Source organism: Coriobacteriia bacterium (assembly GCA_031292615.1).
In the GTDB taxonomy this organism is placed as follows: Bacteria; Actinomycetota; Coriobacteriia; order Anaerosomatales; family JAAXUF01; genus JARLGT01.
This window is the reverse complement of sequence record JARLGT010000081.1, coordinates 1-18759: the sequence shown is the minus strand read 5'-3', so window position 1 is coordinate 18759 and position 18759 is coordinate 1. Positions and strand designations below refer to the sequence as shown.

Sequence of the window (18759 nt, the reverse complement as noted above, 5' to 3'; positions counted from 1 at the left end):
GTCGCTGAAGCTCGCGCGCGTAATCGCACCGTTCGTCGTCCAGCTGCCTCCCGAGCGGCAGACCGCGGCGACGGCCGTCGCGTACGTGCATGCGGCAGGGTAGTTGACCGTCGCGTTGCTGTCGTTTCCCGCCGAGGCGCACACAACGACACCGTGCGCGTGCGCGTACGTGACGGCGTCTTGAAACGCCATAGACGGACTCGAGCTGCCCAAGCTCATGTTGATGACCTTGCAACCCGAGTCGACCGCGTCGTAGATGCCGTTAGCGATGGCTCCGTCGAGCATCAAGACCGTTCCGGCCGGGTAGCCACCCCAAGCAGCAGTGAGCGGGCCAGCCACCTTATAGCCGACGACCTGCGGATTCCAGCCCGCACCGACCATACCGACGCCGTTTACCTCGGCGCCCACCGAGGCGGCGGTTGCCGTACCGTGCGACATCGTGACGGTATCGGTGGTCACGTCCGGAGTCACGTCGGAGTCGGTGGCGTAGACGCCAGTTGATGGGTCGTAGGACGCGAACTCGTCCTTGCCAGCGGTCACCGTGCCGCCGTTGAACTCCTGATGGTTGAGGTAAAAGCCCATGTCCAGCACGGCGACCTTGATGTCGGCCGCTGTCGCACGAACCGGGTAGGTCGAGCCCTGGCCGATCTGCCAGGCGGGCGGCGCATTGATCGCGTCGAGCCACCAGTGCTTCGCACCGACGTAATACCCGATGCCGTCGCTCCACGTCGTGGCGTCGGTGAAGTCCGGATCCGTGGGTGCGACGTACGCGTCGATGTGCCGCACGTAGTTGGGGTCTGCGCTCGCAACACCGGGAGAGTTCAGCATCAGCTGAAGCGAGTACTGCTCGGGAGTCTGATCCACTGGCGTCGCGAACGAGTACAGCCCGTGCGCGGGGTTCATCGGCTTGGCTGTGGTTCCGGCGGCCGACGAAAGCAGATGCGCCTGGAGCGGAGCGGTTGACGGCTGCTTGAAGCGCACGATGACGCCGACACTGTCGGCGCCGGCAGCGGGGCGAGCGTACATCTGGCCGTTAGGCGACGCCTGCCATTGAGCGCTCGCCGCCAGCGCCGTAGACGGCGCCAGGCACATCGCGAGCAGGCACACGGCGAGTAGTCGCTTCATCTCAATCCTTCTGCAAACACGCGTCCTGCCCGTCGTCAAGTCTATGCCCGGGCACCCTACTTCACGCGCACCGAGCGTGCCGCGCTGGTCGCCGAGGCATAGAGCCCGCCGCCGGTGAAGGCCGCATAGATTCGGTATGCCCCGGCCGGAAGCGACAGCCTCGCGCGGTACGTCGTAGCGGCGCCCGATGTCGAGTAGCTCGTCGCCCGGACGCTCTTCTTCAGCACGTAGGTGCTCGAACCAGCCTTGGCCTGTCGGTAGAACTTGAACGTCACTGAGCTCGCCGAGACCTTCGAGGGCGCCGAGATCGTCTCGGCGACGGTGAAGGTCTTGCCGTGATGGACGCTGGTCGCGGTGCTGGGCATCTTCATCGACGCGTAGTACGGGATGTGGATGGCGTCGGAGAAGCCGTCGGAGAAGCCTGCGGCGGTCACGGCGAGACGCAGGTATGCCGTGCGGGTGATCGGCGCCGAGATGCTGACCGGCGCCGGGCTGACCGAGTTGGTCCACGCCACACCGGTGGGATACCAGTTGACGCCATCAGTGCTCCATTCCACTGTTGCCAGCGAGGAGCGCGCATCGGTGGAGCCGGTTATCGAGACTGCGGTCGCGGGGTAGGTGACCTTGGTCGCGGGCGTCGAGAGAGTCACCGTGGGCGTGATTGGCTGAGTGGTCGTCACCGACACCGTGGCGGTAGCGGCGCTGCTCGAGTTCCACCAGTTGTAGGCGCTCGTCGGCTGAATCGCGATGGTGTGCGAGCCTCGCGCGACGTTGTCCAGCGACAGACTCGTCGAGGTGGTACTCCCCACAGGCGCGCCATCGAACTTGACCGAGTACACAACGGACGTGCCGCCCACAGGCGACCACGTGGCTGTGATCGAGTTACTGCCAACCGCCGAGGTCGCCGAGACACTCCCCGGCGCCGAGAGCAGCGGGTACTGCGAGACCAGCGAGTTGTACGCGGCCGTCATGTCGAGCATCCCGTGGCCGTACAGGTCGTCTCGGCCGGGAGTCCCGAGGTCCACTGCCGAGGACTCGAGCAGCGACGTAATCTGGTCGGCGCTCATCCAAGGAGCGGCGCGCCAGAGATAGGCCGCCGCGCCAGCGACGGTCGGCGACGAGAACGACGTGCCGTCGAGCCAGAGGTACCAGTAGCCGTCAGCCGCCGTGTAGAACGGCAGCACCATGTTCTGGCCGGGTGCGGCGAGCGCGATGTGGGGACCGTAGTTTGAGAAACTGGCGGCCGCGTATCCGCCGGGCGCGCTTGACGTGGTCACAGCGCTGACGCTCAGCACGTTCGGATCGTCGGCCGGCCAGCTTGGGGAGCTGGTGGTGTTGTTGCCGGCAGCCGCCACCAGGAGCACGCCCTTGGAGTGAGCGTAGTTCTCGGCGTCAAGCAGCGCTTGGGGGGTGGCTCCGGTTCCACCGAAGCTCATGTTGATGACCCTGCATCCGGCGTCGGAGGCATCGTAGATCGCCGAGACGATCGCCTCGGTGCCAAAGCCAGCGTCGTAGACGTGCCCCTGATACATGAAGGGTCCGTCGACCTTGTAGCCGACCGGGATCACGTCGTAGCCGACGCCGACAGTTCCGGTGTTGTTCACGGCAGCCCCGATCGCGCCGGAGACAGCAGTGCCATGCCACGGAGCATCCGAGTACAAGCCGTCGTACGGGGTGATGTCCATGTCCTTGGTGTAGACCCCGGTCACGGCGTCGCACGACTGGAACTCGTCCTTGCCTGTCAGCGCGTTGGCCATCTCGGGATGACCGAGGTAGATGCCGGTGTCGATGACCGCGACTTTGAAGGCGCTGGCGCTTGCGCGCAGCGGCGTGGCCGATGCGAAGCCCCTCTGCCAAGCGCCGGGCGCCTTGACCGCGTACTGCCACCAGTTCTCGTCGTTCACGGGCCCAGCGAAGATCCAGTCGGTCGGAAGCGTGTAGCCGCTCGCCTGGGCTCGGCCGATCTCATCGACCGAGGCCGAGAGGACGTCGCTGCGCGCGCCTAGCTCGGAGCGGTAAGCGTCGGGAGTCGTGCCCTTTGGTGTGGGAAGCGAAGCGACCAACCAGCCGCTAGAACTCTGGATCACACGGCCGCTATTGGCGGCAACGAACTGCCGCGACGCCGCGGTGTTCCCGCGAAAACGAACCACGATGGCGCCCGTCTTTACAGGAGGCCTGGTGCGCGTTGCGATCACGGTCGCGCTCGGAGGCGCGCTGGTCGCGACCGCCGTGTCGCTCGGGCGGGCCAGCGGAGCGACCGGAGTGGGTGTCGAAGCAGGGGGCGCGGGGGATGCGGGCGATTGCGCCGCGAGTCTGACGACTAGGGCGCGAGCGGCTGGGGCGACGCCTGGAGCCCCCAAGTTGGCCCACAGCGCAAACGCTCCTGCGGCACCGAGGGCGATGGCAGCAGCGACCAGAGCGGTGGCTCGAAGGCGCTTCATCCTAGGGTCGACCTCAAATCGCATCAGGCGCCCGCTATGGACGCGACTCCTCGTATCGCAGCGCGGCTGCGTATGGTGCGTGGGACCCCTCGTCGTGCTTTCGGCACTTCAGGGGTTCACCTGTAGCGTTCGCACCGGCATTCGTCGCACGAGCCAAGGCGCAGTTCACCAATTCGAGGTTTCACAATGCTAATTCCGCGCCACTCTGGGCGTCCTCACATCATCCCCACGGGACGCACGAATCTCGCGTTAGGCCTGCGAGCGTGTGAGTTCGCGCCAGATCGCGTCGCCGGCTCGGCGAATTCGCGCCACGGCCGTGCGCGGGACGCGCCGAGCCAGGCGCACGCGGGCGCCCACGTAGCGGCGCAGCTTGCGCACATCCTCGGCACCGAGCTCGCTCAGGGTGCGGTCGAACGCCTGAGGCGTAAGCTCGGCCGAGCCCAGGCGGTCCAGTGCATCCAGACCGTCGCCCGGAGCCGCGACGATGGCATCGGCAAAGTCGCCCAGCCGCTCGCGCAACGCCGCAATCGCCTTGCGCGCCTCGCTGCGGTCCTGGGGCGCGAAGTTGCCGAACTCGTAGTCGAAGGGGACCTCGCGGATGGGCCGACCGGTGACCACGTAGAGCTCGCAGTAGAGGTACTTGAACGCGAGGCGGACCAGACCCTCTTTCTCGATACGGCGCATCGAGGTCGCGACGGTGGCGGTGCGAAGCACGCGAAACTTGCCATGCTCGGCAGCGCGCTGGACGTAGTCGTGGTCCTCGGCAAGGACGACCGTCTCGTCGAAGCCGTGGATGGCCTCGTGGACGTCTCGGCGGACGAGGATGCAAAAGCCTGGAGCGTGGGGCGCGACGTACTGCATCACGTCGAGGTAGAGGTTGACGACCTCGGTCGCGAAGATGTTGCGGGGGTCGCGCTCGATAGGCTCGACGAAGCTGGTGGCGACGGCCAGCTTGCGGTCGTCGAACTCCTCCAGTGCGCTCGCGATGAAGTCGTCGTCCAGCTCGTCGTCGGCGTCGAGGAAGAGCACGAGGTCGCTCGTCGCCACCGCCGCGCCCGCGTTTCGCCCCACGGCCGGCTTGCCGCCTTCGACCACCAGCGCTCCCCGAGCGATAGCCACCACACGCGTGTCGTCGGTCGAGCCGGCGTCGGCGATGATCACCTCATCGGGACGACGCGTCTGGCGTCCAAGGGCATCGAGAAGGTCGGGCAGACGCTCGGCCTCGTTCAGTGCGGGCACGACGACGCTCAGCGTGCGGACCATGAGGCTCCTCTCGGCGTCTCTCGCGAAGCCGGACGCCTACTCTTCGATCTCAATCGCAGTCACGGGGCAGATATCGGCGGCCTCTCGCGCGCAGTCTTCTTGCTCGGGTGGAACCGGGTCCACGATTGGCTCGGAGAACCCGTCGTCGTTCATCTCGAATACCTCCGGGCACGTGTCAACGCACAGCTCACAGCCGATACAGACGTCCTCGTCGACATGGGCCCTCATGGGGAACCTCCTGATGGGAGCGGTGACGTATCGCTCATTCCCCATTCAGGCCTGCGTTGCGCCCCGCAGCCCCGCTGTGCTCGCCGAGAAGCCCGGGAGACCCTAGCGGACTATCTTGGCGATCGTGTAGTCGCCGCAGATCTTGGTGATGTGGGCGATCTTCACGTCATGCTGCGGAAGCGCGTTGCCGTTCGACGCAACTGCATCACGCGCGTCCTGCTCCTGCGAGTATCCGATGTCGTAGATGACCACCCAGAAGTCCGACGTCCCGATTGTGGCCAGATGTCCCGACCGCTCGACCGTGAATCGTTGGGCGCTCGCGACCCTGCCAGCATTGAGTTCCTGCGCTCGCTGGATCGCCTGCTCCTCCGTCGAGTAGGGCGGCGAGCAGAGAATCACCCAGAACGTGGCGTCACTGTACGAGTCCTTGCCGACGGGGGGAAGAGGGTTCACGGCGAGCCTCTCGGCAGCCTGGACCACCGCCGTGCTCGGCGGGCCGGACGCGGCCTGTAGCTGACTCGGCGCAGCGTTGAGCCCCGGCGCCGCCACCAGCGTCAGGTCGCCCAGATCCCCGGATGCGCTCGGCTCGACCGCGGTTCGCCCGATCAAGAAGTTGGACAACCCTCCGATTTGAAGCTCGAAGCCGATCGGGAGGCTCTTGGCGGTGCCGCCGCCCCAGAAAGCTGTTTCGCCTTTGGACGGGTCTGTCCCAGGCTCGTAGCCGACAACGTTGGGCACCAATACGGGTCGCTCGATTCCGGTAGCCTCAAGCACCGTCGCCGACGTTACGTTGGAGAGTGCCTCGGCGGCTGACCGCATGCTGACCTCCATGCGAACGCCAACGATGGTCGAGTTCGCACCGTAGTAGGCGAGCACGACAGCGTCGCTGTTCCACTGCGCGGGGGACGTGCTGGAGCCGAACTCCAGCGCGAACTGCTGGGACTCCGCTGCCTCGCTCGCTCGCTTCTGAGGGCGATAGTTAATCGTGTTCAGATCGGGCAACGAGTAGATCACGACGCTCTGCGCGTTCGCGCCACCGGGTCGCCAGGGCGATGGCCCTTCGCCTGGTGGTAGCACGGCCTCGCCCACGACCTTGTACGAGCCCAAGATCCGCTCGACGTCATGAGGCGTGCGGCCGATAAGGGCCGCGACATCCGGGAGGGAGCCGGCGAAACGCGCAGGCACGGGATGCAGCGCGTCGTACGAGCTCCAGAACAACCCGATCGAGAGTGGAACGGCGATGACCGCCCAGATCACAAGGACGATGGTCGCGCGCCCGGCACGAGAAGTCTTGGGGGCGAACCTGCGCACGAGCGTTGGGATGACAACCAGGAAGGCACACCCGAGAAGCGCCAAGGAGACGGCCTCGCCCGCGTCTGCGAAGTCGGGCACCCGATTCCCGAGGATGAATGTGATCAGGGACCACCACACGTAGAGACCCAGGATCAACACGGTAGGAACCCAGTTGATGATGACCGTAGCGGCGGCTCGCTGCTCGGTTTCATCTGGATTGCGTTGCTTCCCCCATGGATACCAGTCGCGCATGCTTTCATACTCCCTGAACCACCCTTTGCTAACCATTAACAAAGTGGTAGTCCACCCATATCATCGGCACGAACCCCCTTGAGGTCAACGAAGCATATAGAATGAGGGGTCACGTCAGACGGGTGCGATGGGGAGGCGTGTGGAGCAGCAGCTGATCCTCGATCGCTATCGCCCGCTCGACGAGCTGGGTGAGGGCGGGTTCGCGACCGTCACGCTCGCGTGGGATACGCGCATGCAGCGCCGAGTCGCGATCAAACGCCTCAAGCTGCCTCGCGACCACACAGGCGCCATTCTTCAGAACCCTCCCGGCCTTGCCGAGGCCCGCACCGCGGCAATGCTCAACCACCCCGCGATCGTCACCGTCTACGACTTCGAGACCGACGCCGACGAGGCGTTCCTGATCATGGAGTACGTCGACGGCGCCAGCCTCGAGGACCTGCTCGACGATGTCGGCGGAGCGCTGACCCTCGACGAGTCAGCCGCCGTGTTGGACGCGGTGTGCTCGGCGCTCGAGTTCGCGCACGACAACGGCGTACTGCACCTCGACATGAAGCCGGCCAACGTGCTCGTGACTCGCGACGGTCGCGTCAAAGTGGCCGACTTCGGGATGGCGGCGCTCTCTACTGCCACCGGCCATGGAGCGAGCTGGGGCGGCACCATCGGCTACATGCCCGTCGAACAGCTGGAGGGCGGGCTGGTCACCGAGGCAAGCGACGAGTGGGCCGTGGCGGTTCTCGCCTACGAGTGCCTCACCGGCGCAAACCCCTTCGATTCGCGCGACATTCGCGCTGCGGTCGCTACCATCGTGGGCACAGATCCGCCGCGGCCAAGCGCCTACGAACGCGAGCTTTCGCGCGGCATCGACGACGTGCTTCTCGCGGGTCTCGGCCCACAGCCAATCGACCGTTACCCGACCGTTGCGAGCTTCGCCGATGCGCTTCTGCCCCACCTCGGAGACCCCGCGACCGGCCAAGACTCGCTCGCCGACCTCGTCGATGCGTACGCCGATGAGGAGCTCGCCGCCGAGGAACCCGGTTGGCAGCGCGTGGGCCTCTGGGACCGCTGGCGCAGCCCCGCTGGCGGCCTCGCTCTGCGGGCGATTGCGGCCGCCGAGTCGGGATGGCTCGCGTGGGTCGGCCTCGCGCCCACGCACCTCGAGCCGCTGCCGCTCGCCGGCGCCGCCGGCCTCGTCGCGCTGGCTGGAGCGCTCGCACCATCCCTCGGAACAGGGCTGGGGCTGCTGGCTTTCGCAATCGGGTTGTTCGCTCTGCACGTCTGGCTGCTGGGCGCATTGTTCGCGCTGGGTGCGGTGCTGTGGTGGTGGTTCCTCGCCCGCCGAAGCGCCGGCGCGGCCGTCCTCCCGCTCTCTGCACCCGTGCTTGGAGTCGCGCGCGTGGGCTACCTGACGCCGCTGCTGGCCGGCTTCTCGCTCCCGCCCCTCACCGCAATGGCGGCGGGGCTGGTTGGCGGCGTGCTGATGCTGCTGGCCTCGGCGTCCTCAGGCCAGGTCGCGCCCTACGTCGCGGTGAGCCCGCAGCTGCTCGCGAATCCGGCCGCAGGGCTGCTCGTCAGCGCTCACGTCGCCAAGGCGTTCACCGATCCAGCCGCATGGATCTCGCTGCTCGGCTGGCCGGTCGCGGCGCTGGCGATGTCGCTGTTGTCTCGGCGGGCCACGCGGTTCTCCGCGGTTGTGGGTACGGTCGTTGGTGGAGGCGTGCTGCTTGGCGCCAACGTGCTCGCCCGGATGGCCGCGGCGACCCTGCACGGCGCGGGGAAGGGCGCGGCCGCTTGGACCGGCACTACGTTCGCTTGGTCTTTGGCCGGCTCACTTATACTGATGATGCTCGTGATCGTGCTAGGAGCGCCGGTCAGGGCAGAGGAAGAAGACCTCGTACACGCCGCGTACGAGTCAGACGACTAGCGAAGGTACCTGAGACTCGATGAGCATCCTCTCCGACTTTGAAGACCGCATGGGCCGTGCCTTGGAGGGCGGGTTCGCCCGCGTGTTCCGAGCGCCGGTACAGCCGGCCGAACTCGCCCGCAAGCTGGGCAAAGAGATGGACCGCGGCAAGAAGCTAGGCGTGGGCAAGGTCTACGCGCCCACGCTCTACAACATCTTGCTGTCGCGCCAGGACGACCAGGCACTCGGCGGTTTCGCCGACACCCTTTCCGGCGAACTCGAGACGTACCTGATCGGCTACGCCCGCGAGCACAACTACGAGCTGGCTACCCGGCCGGTCGTACGCTTCTTGGTCGACAAGGAGCTCAAGCTGGGGCGCTTCGAGATCATCGGCGAGCTGCTCTCGCCCGAGGAACTCGCTCAGGAGCTGGGCTACACGCCCGATCCCGAGCCGTTCGCCGAGCCCATCGAGCGAGTCCCGGCCAGCTTCGCCGGCGTCGCGGCCGCGGGCATGCCGCTCTCCGCACCGCCGTTCACGGCCGAGCCCACCCCCCGCGCCGAGCCAGTCGCGCCAGTCGCAGCCGGCGTCTTTGACGCCGCCGGCATCGACTTCGACCTGACGCCGGGTGCGGCAAGCGCCGCTGCCGGCGCGATTGCGGGCGCCGCCGCCATGGCAGCAGGCGTCGACGTGGCCGCCGCGCCGAGCACGCCCGCCGAGGCCAACCCAACCGAGCTACTCACGCCCACGCCACCGCTGGCGACCGTGACGGTGAAGGGCGTCGACCACGACGTTGTTCTGACGGGAGATCGAGCGGTTGTCGGCAGACTTGCGACGTGCGAGATCTCGCTTACCGACGTCAACGTCTCCCGCGAGCACGCCGCCTTCGAGCGCGAGGGCATGGGCTGGGCTATCCGCGACCTGGGCTCGACCAACGGCACGATGGTCAACGGCACCAAGATCACCCGACAGCGACTGCGCGATGGCGACATGATCGTCATCGGCATCACCGAGCTCATCTACCACGAGCCGAGGGGTTAGCCCATGATCGATGTCGTGCTGCTTGCCGGCCGGCTTCTTCTCCTTGCCCTGCTCTACCTGTTCCTGTTCGCCGCCGTTCGCGCTGGTATCGGCCTCGTGGCCGGGCAGCGCGTCAAGTCACGCGGTGCGTGGACGCTCAAGATCGTCCAGGGCCCGCGCGAGCTGATGAACGTCGCGGTGCCGGTCACCGGCCCGGTCGTCATCGGCCGCTCGCCCGGCGCCGACATCGTGCTGGGCGACGACTTCGTCTCCGGCCGGCACGCCCGCGTGGCGCCGCAGGGTGACTCGGCGGTGGTCGAAGACATGGGCTCTACGAACGGCACGGTGCTCAACGGCCAACCGCTCAAGGCCCCCACCGTCCTGCGCGTGGGCGACACTATCGACATCGGCGCGGTCCGGCTGAAGGTCGACCGCTCGTGACGGCGCGCGCCAAGCAGAGCTGGGCGGCGCTCACGGACATCGGGCGCGTCCGAACCCACAACGAAGACTCCGTACTCGCGCAGCCGCCACTGTTCGTGGTCGCCGATGGTCTCGGTGGGCACGAGGCCGGCGAGGTTGCCAGCTCGATCGCGGTCGAGACGCTGCGCGACCACGCGCCGCGCCGGCCCGACGCCAAGGCACTCGCCCGCGCGGTGAAAGCCGCCAACCGAGAAGTGATCCGCTCGGCGCGCGAAGGGTTTGGCAAGGCCGGCATGGGCACCACGATGACGGCCGCCATCGTCGAGGGCACCAAGATCGCGATCGCGCACGTGGGCGACTCACGCGCCTACCTGCTGCACGAGGGCGCGCTGGTGCGCGTGAGCGAGGACCACTCGATGGTCGCCGACATGATCCGCCGAGGCCAGCTAACCGAGGCCGAGAGCCGCTACCACCCCAACCGCAGCGTCATCACGCGCGCGCTGGGCACCGACCCCAACATGCTCGCCGACACCTACGAGGTCGACGCTTCGCCCGGCGACCGGCTGCTTCTGTGCAGCGACGGCCTGACAACGATGCTTGAGGACGGCCTGATCTGCGAGATCCTCGAGCAGTACCGCACGCCCGACGTGGCCGCGCGCATGCTAATCGACACCGCGAACGAGGCTGGCGGCCACGACAATATCAGCGTCATCGTGATCGACATCGAGGGCACCGGCAGCTCTCGGCGCGGATCGCTGGTCGACGCGACCGGCGCTCGTAGCGGACGCGGCTGGCTCGCCATCATCGGCTGGGTGCTGCTCTTCGCACTCGCCGTAGGTGGCGCGAGCTACGGCGCCTACACGTATGCGCGCTCGCGTGCCTACTTCACCGTGCAGGGCGACTCGGTCAACGCCTACCAAGGAGTGCCCGGCTCGTTCGCCGGCATCCAGCTCACCTGGGCGCTCGGCGACACGGGCATCCACTTCAGCGCGCTTCCCACCGATGCCCAGGCCAAGCTCAAAGCCGGCGTCGAGTTCCCGCTTGCCGACCTGAGCAAGATGGAGCGGCTCTATAGCTCACAGCAGGCGAGCAGTACTGCCCCGGCACCGTCGGCGCCCACGTCGGCCACGGTCGGCGCGACTTCGACGACGCCCGCCACGACCCCCACCACGCCATGATGAGGTCGCGCCGGACAACAGAGTTGCTGCTCCTGCTCGCGGCCACGCCGCCGGTGCTGCTGATCTTCGCGCTGGTTGCCGCGCACCAGACGGGCGCGTTCGCGCTCGAGTCGCTGCTCGTGCCGGCTGCGCTGCTGCTCGCGCTCCTGCTCGCACATCTGGCGGTGCGCCGCTTCGCCCCTAACGCCGACCCGGGCCTGCTGCCGGTCACCTTCGTACTGGCGGGTGTGGGGCTCGGCGTAGTGACGCGGCTCGATGCCAAGCTCGCGGCGAGCCAGGTCACGTGGCTGTTCGTCGGGGTGGGCGCGCTGGTGGCCACACTCATCTTGGTGCCTTCGCTCGAGCGCCTCTCGCGCTACAAGTACACGCTGGGCCTTGCCGGTATCGTCCTGCTGCTGCTACCGGCACTGCCCGGTATCGGCCGCGAGATCAACGGCTCGCGCCTGTGGCTGCATCTCGGGCCGCTCTCCTTGCAACCTGGCGAGCTCGCCAAGATTCTCATCGTCCTGTTTCTCGGCGCCTACCTCGCCGAGAACCGCGAGATGCTGTCGATCTCCACCCGCCGAGTGCTGGGCGTAGCGATGCCCGAGCCGCGCACGCTCGGCCCGCTGCTGCTGATGTGGGCCGTCTCGATGATGGTCCTCGTCGCCGAGAAGGACCTCGGCAGCTCGCTGATCATCTTCGCGATCTTCCTGACGATGCTCTACACGGCCACCGGTCGACCGGTCTACGTAGTCGGCGGGCTGCTGCTGTTCTGCGCAAGCGCCGTGGGCGCCTACTACGCGTTTGGCCATGTGCGCGTGCGAGTCGACATCTGGCTGCACCCCTTCGCCGACGCAGCGGGCACGGGCTACCAGCTCGTCCAGTCGCTGTTCGCATTCGCCGCCGGAGGCATGACCGGAGTGGGCTTGGGCGCCGGCATGCCCACGCGCATCCCGTTTGTCTCGACCGACTTCATCTTCTCGGCCATCGGTGAAGAGATGGGGCTGTTGGGCGCGGCCGCGATCGTGCTGTGCTTCGTCGTCTTCGCCATCCGCGGGCTGGCCACGGCGTCGCGCGCCAAGACCGATATGGCTGCGTTCACGGCGGCGGGCTTGGTCGCGAGCATCTCGCTGCAGGCGTTCGTGATTATCGGCGGTGTGACTCGGCTGATTCCTCTGACCGGCGTCACGCTCCCCTTCATCAGCTACGGCGGCTCGTCGCTGCTCTCGACGTTCATCGCGCTCGCACTGCTGCTGCGCTGCGGTGACGAAGGAACCGGCACCGAGACCGAGATGCAGATGACCTCGACCGACCTCGGCGTGTTGGGCAGGCTCGCCCTGGGCAAGCGCCTGACGCGAGTGATGACCGTGATCGCCGTGCTGCTCTCGGCGCTGGTGGTCAACCTGACGTGGCTGCAGGTGGTCGACGCCCGCTCGCTGCAGAACAACGTCTACAACACGCGAAACCTCGCCGCCGAGGCGCGCCGCCCGCGCGGCTCGATCGTCTCGGCGGACGGCAAGATACTGGCGCAGTCCAAGGCCACCAGCTCCGGCGTGTACAAGCGCGTCTATCCGCAGGGCGATCTGGCCGCGCACACGATCGGCTACTTCAGCCCGCGCTACGGCCGAGCCGGCATCGAATCCGCCGAGAACGACGTGCTCGTGGGCGGCCAGCGCGCCTTCTCCAACTGGAGCGACGTGATCGATGCGGCGGCGGGCAGGCAGGTTGCGGGCGACGACGTCGTGCTGACGCTCAACACCAAGGTGCAGAAGGTCGCGGCTGCGGCACTCGCTGGTCGCACGGGCGCGGTCGTCGTGCTCGATCCGCGCACGGGCGCCGTGCTGGCCTCGGCGGCCACCCCCACCTACAACCCCAACACGCTCGACGCCGACTGGGCCTCGCTGCACAAGGCTGGTGCCAACGCGCCGCTGATCGACCGCGCGCGCTCGGCGCTCTACCCGCCGGGCTCGACGTTTAAGGTGGTCACGCTCACCGGCGCGATCGGGACCGGGGTGGCCACGACGCAGACCACGTTTCCCGGCCCGGCGTCACTGATCATCGGCAACGCGCCGGTGACCAACTACGAGTCGGGCGCGTACGGCGACATCACGCTCGCCGAGGCCACGCAGCACTCGGTCAACACCGTGTTCGCTCAACTCGCCGTCAAGATGGGCGCGCCCGCTCTAGTGCAGCAGTCCAAGGCGTTCGGCTTCACGCTCAAGACTCCCTACGACCTGCCCGTGCGCACCTCGCTCATGCCCGACCCCGCGCAGATGACCACGTGGGAGACGGCGTGGGCAGGCGTGGGCCAGCCGGTCGGCGAGCACACCAGCCCCGCTGGCCCGCAGGCCACCGTCATGCAGATGGCGCTGGTCGCAGCGGGCATCGCCGATCGCGGCATCGTCATGTCGCCCTACGTCGTGCAAAGCGTGCGCGACAGCAACGGCGCCGTGATGGCAACCACCAACCCTCGCAGCTTCACCACCGCGACGGACCCGGCCACGGCCGCTCAAGTCAGCGGAGTCATGCAGCAGGTCGTCTCGAACGGTTCCGGCTCCGCGGCGCAGATCCATGGCGTTGCTGTGGCCGGCAAGACCGGAACCGCCGAGGTGGGCAAGGGTATTCCCACCAACGCGTGGTTCATCGCCTTCGCCCCCGCCGAGAACCCCACGGTGGCTATGGCGATCATGATCGAGGGCGGAGGCGTGGGAGGAAAGGTAGCCGCGCCAGCCGCCAAGCCGGTGCTTGAAGCCGCGCTTGCGGCTCAGAAGAGCAAGTGATGGACGACAAGTTGTGGCGCCCGATTGAGCTGCGAGAGTAACGAGTCAGCTCTGATCGGCTGGTGGGCGGCTGCGGAGTCTGCCGCTCACAGGCTAGAATGCAGGCAGCCGGGAATCATTCCCGCAGGTGAAAAGCGCAGGAGACGAAGTGGAAGAACTGGTATTCGGCCGTAGGTACCGTGTGATCGAGAAGATCGGCACCGGTGGCATGGCCGACGTCTACAAGGCAGTCGACGAGGTGCTGGGCCGGACCGTCGCCGTAAAGGTGATGCATCCGCGCTACGCGTCCGACCCGTCGTTCGCTGCGCGCTTCCGCCAGGAGGCCCAAGCGGCCGCCAATCTGGTCTCCCCCAACATCGTCAACATGTACGACTGGGGCGCCGACGGCGACACGTACTACATGGTCATGGAGTACGTCCGCGGAAGCGACCTGAAGTCGATCATCCAGCAGAAAGGCTCGCTGGCCTCGGCGAAGGTTGCCGATATCGGCGCGCAGGTCTGCGCAGCGCTCAGCGTGGCCCACGGCTACGACATCATTCACCGCGACATCAAGCCGCACAACATCATGGTGCAGCCCGATGGCTCGGTGAAGGTCATGGACTTCGGCATCGCTCGCGCCGGGAACTCCACCATGACGCAGACCGGCTCGGTGCTCGGCACGGCGCACTACGTCTCGCCCGAGCAGGCGCAGGGCAAGGAGCTGCACGCCACGAGCGACCTGTACTCGCTGGGAATCGTGCTCTACGAGGCCTCCACGGGCCAACTGCCGTTCGATGCCGACACTCCGGTGGCCGTCGCTCTCAAGCAGGTCAACGAGCAGCCCAAGCCGCCCAGGGCCGTGCGCCCCGACGTCGACCCGGCGCTTGAAGCCATCATCGTCAAGGCGATGCAGAAGAATCCCGCGCTGCGCTACCCGTCAGCCGACGAGATGCGCCGAGACCTGCAGGCCGTCGCACAGGGCCGCGTTCCCACCGGCGTCGAGATCGCTGGCGCCGCGGCGGCCGGCGCAGCAATGGCCGCGGGCGCCGATGCGAGCCAGACCTCGGTGATGCCCACCGTCGGCGGACCGACGCGCGCCGCGAGCCGTCAGGCCGCACCCAAGAAGCGTCCGATGTGGCCGTGGCTGCTCGTTGTGCTCGCACTGATCGTCGCGGGTTTCGGCGTGGCGTGGGCGGCCGGCGTGTTCGCTCCGTCGACCGTCGCGGTCACCGACATCACTCTCATGACCCAGAGTGAGGCCACGCTCGCGCTGCAGACGCACGGTCTGGTTGCGACAACGACGCCGACCCAGGCCTACAGCGACACCGTCCCCCAGGGCAAGATCATCTCTCAGAGCCCGGTCGCAGGCACCGTGGTGCCCAAGGGAACGAGCGTCGGCTTCGTGATCAGCCAAGGTCCGGCGCCCGTCCAAGTCCCCAATGTCGTCGGACTGCAGGACTCCGACGCGAGCGCCAAGCTCGCGGCCGCAGGTCTTGTCCCAGTCTCCGGCGGTTCGCAGTTCGACGCCAAGGCGCCTCTCGGCCAGGTGCTCTCGCAGACACCGGCGGCACTCACCAAGCAGCCCAGGGGCACGCAGGTCACCTACATCACGTCCAAGGGTCAGCAGATGGGCACCGTCCCCGACGTCACCAGCATGTCGAGAAGCGACGCCGAGGCCGCGATCACGAAGGCTGGCTTCAAGTACTCGACCTCCACAGCCTTCAGCGACACCGTCGACTCGGGCAACGTCATCTCGCAAGATCCGTCGGGCGGCGGCTCGTATCCGTCGAGCAAGACCATCAAGCTCGTTATCTCGAAGGGGTCGTCGGCGTTCTCGATGATCGACCTGACAAATTTGACGCTCTCGGCAGCGAAGACTGCGCTGAGCAACAAGAACCTCCAACTCGGCAGCGTCACCTACACCCCGAAGGGCGACACTACGACGGACCCGAACTACGTACCTTCGAACAGGGTCTACCTCCAGAACCCCCTCGCCGGCGTGAAGGTCAAGCCCGGCGACTCGGTCGACATCACGATTGACGGCAACCCTCCCCCGTAGCCCGCTAGCATCCACTACACCCGCGACACAAGAGGGGCGCCCCTATCGGGCGCCCCTTCTCGTTGCTCTCGTTCTCGGCCGCGCTGCTACTTGTGGTCGCGGTGCATGATCTCGGTGATCGCGCGCAGCTGCGCGGACTTGTGAGCGCGCTCCTTGGCCAGGGCGGCGCGCTGCTTGGGGTCGAGCATCGCGGCCACAGCGGCGGCGAGCTCCTTGGGCGCAAACGGCTTGACGATGTAGTCCGTCGCGCCATCGGCAAGCGCCTCGCGCTGCTTGTCGAAGTCGCCCACGGCGGTGAGGTGGATGACCGGGATGTTCTTGGTCTCCGGATCGGTCAGCAGACGCTTGCGCGCCTCGGTCCCGTCCATCCTCGGCATCATGACGTCCAGAAGGATCAAGTCAGGCTTGTGCAGCTTGGCCTGAACGATCGCCTCTTGCCCGTCGAACGCCTGAAAGATCTCGTACCCACCACTCGCTAGCGACGCTGTAACCAGCTTCACAATCGAGGGTTCGTCGTCGACGACCAGGATCTTTGCTGCCATCGGCCCTGTCCTTCCCTTGTCTATTCCTACTCGCCCAGAAACTCGCGCACCTGTGCGACGAGGTCCTTTGGCGTGAACGGCTTGGTGATGTAGTGCGCGGCGCCGGCGTTCGCGCCGATCTTCTGCTCGGAGGCCTGGGTCTTCGCGGTAAGCATGATCACCGGGATGTCGGCGGTGGCCGGATCGGCCTTCAGGCGCCGGCACGCCTCGTACCCGTCGAGAGCCGGCATCATGACGTCCATCAGCACGAGATCCGGCTGCTCGGCCTGTGCGACCGTGATCGCCGAGAGCCCATCGGTGGCCTCGAGCACCTCGTATCCGCCCGCCTTCAGCGAGAACGCAACGAGCTTAAGGATGTGCGGCTCGTCGTCGACGGCGAGGATGCGCTTCACTGCGTCCCCCCCATCACGCCTTTGCGCTCGAGGATCGCGCCCACTTCTTCGGCGATGGCCTCGGGCGTAAGCGGCTTGCTGAGGTGGTACGTGGTCAGATCGAGGATGTCGATGCGCGTCGGGTCGATACGGTGCGCCGTCATCAGGACGATGGGGATGTCGGCCCACTTCTCCGTGGTCTTCACCGTCTGAATGAGGTCGTAACCGTCGACCTTGGGCATGACCAGGTCGGTCACGATGATGTCGGGTATCTGGCCGGACTCCAGCGACGCGATCGCCTCGGCGCCATCGTACGCGCCGACAACCGCGAAGCCCTTCTTGCGTAGCGTCTCCGAGAGGAACTTGACCACGTCGCGGTCGTCGTCGACTACGAGCGCCACCGGCGAGTCCTTGCTGCCCACGAGCTGATCGATCATGTCGAGCAGCCGGCCGTGATCGATCGGCTTCTCGAGGTAGTTCGCCGCGCCGAGACGGCAACTGCGGCCTTCGTCGCACACGATCGAGAGCACCACGACCGGAATTCCGGTGGTGGTGGGCTCCTCCTTCAGGCGGTGCAGCAGGTCGAAGCCGTCGGTGCCTTCGAGGATGACGTCGAGCGTGATAGCACCCGGCTTGATCTTGATGGCCGTGGCCATCGCCTCGTCGGCGGTATGCGCCTTGACGACGCTGTAGCCTCGCTTAACCAGGTACGTCTCGATGAGGTCGGCCACGTACGGGTCGCGGTCGACAACCAGCACCGTGCCGCTGACCTCGTTGGGGCCGGCAAGCGAGGGGGTGCGCACCATGTCGTCCGTGGCTACCGGCAGCGTGAACGAGAACGTCGAGCCGCTTCCGAGCTTGCTCTTGACGGTGATCTCGCCGCCGAGCAGCTCGATGATGTTCTTGCAGATGGACAGGCCCAGCCCCGTTCCGCCGATCTCGCGCGTCATCGCCGAGTCGACGCGGTAGAACTTGGTGAACAGCCGCTTGAGGTCCTCCTTGCCGATGCCCAGACCTTGGTCCGTGACGGCAACCGTCACGAAGTCGCCGTTGTGGCTCGCGGTGACGTCGACGCGCCCGCCGCCGGGGGAGTACTTCAGCGCGTTGCTGAGCAGGTTGATCATCACCTGGCCCACCCGGTCGCGGTCGGCAATGACCGGCGGCAGGTGTGCCGGGATGTGGATCTCAATGCTACGGCCGGTCTGCGCGAGTACGGCTCGGAAGGTGTCGACCGAGCCTTCGATTGACTCGGCGATTCCCATGGGCTCGACGCGCAGGTGCACGCGGCCTGACTCGATGCGCGAGATGTCGAGCATCTCGTTGATGAGCTCGACGAGCCTGTCCGAGTTCTCCTTCACGATGCCCAGGAACTCCTGCTGGACCTCGTTGATCTCGCCGGCGCTGCCGTCCAAGATCAGGTCGACGTAGCCCTTGATCGAGGTCAGCGGCGTGCGCAGCTCGTGGCTGACCGTCGAGACGAACTCGTTCTTCATGTCGGCGATCTCGCGCTCGGCGGTGATGTCGCGAAGCGCGATGACCCGGCCGATGTAGTCCCCCGCCGAGTCCACCACGGCGCTGACGCCTACCTTGACCACCAGCTCGTCCTCGTCGTACTTCAGCTCGACCTCGGCGGGCTCGACGCCATCCAGCGCGTCGAACATGTCGGCGTGGTCCGTGTGGAAGTCGCACTCCAGGCAGGCGTCGCGCTTCTCGGCGAACGTGCCGGGGTGGTGATCGGCTCCGCACAGCGTGCCCGACATGAGCCAGCAGCGGAGGTCTTCGGCGTGATAGGCGGGGCAGTCAGGCAGATTGCAGTTTCGGGCGTCCTTGCAGTGCGTGGGCTCGTCGGCGTCGAGCTTGGCTTCTTCGAGCTGAAGCAGCTTCTCGACCGCGACCTTCTTGCCCAGCATCTTGCGCGACGTGGTGCG

The 18759-nt window shown here is 66.9% G+C and carries 14 protein-coding genes; 6 read left to right on the top strand and 8 right to left on the bottom strand.

Going from position 1 to position 18759, the window contains the following annotated elements:
- From P4L93_07335 to P4L93_07315, 5 genes are all read right to left on the bottom strand, one after another.
- The coding region (locus tag P4L93_07335; GenBank protein ID MDR3686750.1) for a S8 family serine peptidase at positions 1-1125 on the bottom strand (1125 nt) is incomplete at its 3' end.
- Positions 1126-1181: 56 nt separating this feature from the next.
- A complete protein-coding gene (locus tag P4L93_07330) occupies positions 1182-3566 on the bottom strand; it encodes a S8 family serine peptidase (GenBank protein ID MDR3686749.1) in 2385 nt (794 codons plus the stop codon).
- Between the two features lie 249 nt (positions 3567-3815).
- Positions 3816-4829, bottom strand: a complete 1014-nt coding sequence (locus tag P4L93_07325; GenBank protein MDR3686748.1) for a glycosyltransferase — start codon at positions 4827-4829, stop codon at positions 3816-3818.
- A gap of 36 nt (positions 4830-4865) precedes the next feature.
- The gene (locus P4L93_07320; protein MDR3686747.1) at positions 4866-5057 is read right to left on the bottom strand and encodes a ferredoxin; all 192 of its coding nucleotides are present in this window, start codon (positions 5055-5057) and stop codon (positions 4866-4868) included.
- 102 nt (positions 5058-5159) lie between these two features.
- Positions 5160-6602 carry a hypothetical protein gene (locus P4L93_07315; protein ID MDR3686746.1) on the bottom strand — a complete coding sequence of 481 codons (1443 nt, stop codon included), beginning with the start codon at positions 6600-6602 and terminating at the stop codon, positions 5160-5162.
- Between the two features lie 139 nt (positions 6603-6741).
- On the opposite strand from P4L93_07315, the gene P4L93_07310 reads away from it, so the two are divergent.
- The 6 genes from P4L93_07310 (at position 6742) to pknB (ending at position 15918) form a co-directional block, all read left to right on the top strand.
- Positions 6742-8523 carry a serine/threonine-protein kinase gene (locus tag P4L93_07310; protein ID MDR3686745.1) on the top strand — a complete coding sequence of 594 codons (1782 nt, stop codon included), beginning with the start codon at positions 6742-6744 and terminating at the stop codon, positions 8521-8523.
- Positions 8524-8542: 19 nt separating this feature from the next.
- Positions 8543-9541 (top strand): DUF3662 domain-containing protein, encoded by a 999-nt coding sequence (locus P4L93_07305; GenBank protein MDR3686744.1) that lies wholly within the window; start codon positions 8543-8545, stop codon positions 9539-9541.
- A 3-nt stretch (positions 9542-9544) separates the two neighbouring features.
- The gene (locus P4L93_07300) at positions 9545-9961 is read left to right on the top strand and encodes an FHA domain-containing protein (protein MDR3686743.1); all 417 of its coding nucleotides are present in this window, start codon (positions 9545-9547) and stop codon (positions 9959-9961) included.
- On the top strand, positions 9958-11118 hold the full coding sequence (locus P4L93_07295) for a Stp1/IreP family PP2C-type Ser/Thr phosphatase (protein ID MDR3686742.1): 1161 nt from the start codon (positions 9958-9960) through the stop codon (positions 11116-11118). Before P4L93_07300 ends, P4L93_07295 begins: the two co-directional genes overlap by 4 nt.
- A 23-nt stretch (positions 11119-11141) precedes the next feature.
- Complete coding sequence (locus P4L93_07290; protein ID MDR3686741.1) at positions 11142-13880, top strand: FtsW/RodA/SpoVE family cell cycle protein; 2739 nt, start codon at positions 11142-11144, stop codon at positions 13878-13880.
- Between the two features lie 148 nt (positions 13881-14028).
- Positions 14029-15918 (top strand): Stk1 family PASTA domain-containing Ser/Thr kinase, encoded by a 1890-nt coding sequence (gene pknB / locus P4L93_07285; protein ID MDR3686740.1) that lies wholly within the window; start codon positions 14029-14031, stop codon positions 15916-15918.
- An 86-nt stretch (positions 15919-16004) separates the two neighbouring features.
- Here the strand turns inward: pknB and P4L93_07280 are convergent, their stop codons facing one another.
- The 3 genes from P4L93_07280 to P4L93_07270 form a co-directional block, all read right to left on the bottom strand.
- Complete coding sequence (locus P4L93_07280) at positions 16005-16460, bottom strand: response regulator (protein MDR3686739.1); 456 nt, start codon at positions 16458-16460, stop codon at positions 16005-16007.
- Positions 16461-16486: 26 nt separating this feature from the next.
- Complete coding sequence (locus P4L93_07275) at positions 16487-16852, bottom strand: response regulator (GenBank protein MDR3686738.1); 366 nt, start codon at positions 16850-16852, stop codon at positions 16487-16489.
- Positions 16849-18759: response regulator (locus tag P4L93_07270; protein ID MDR3686737.1), on the bottom strand; the 1911-nt coding region annotated here is incomplete at its 5' end. The genes P4L93_07275 and P4L93_07270, both read right to left, overlap by 4 nt.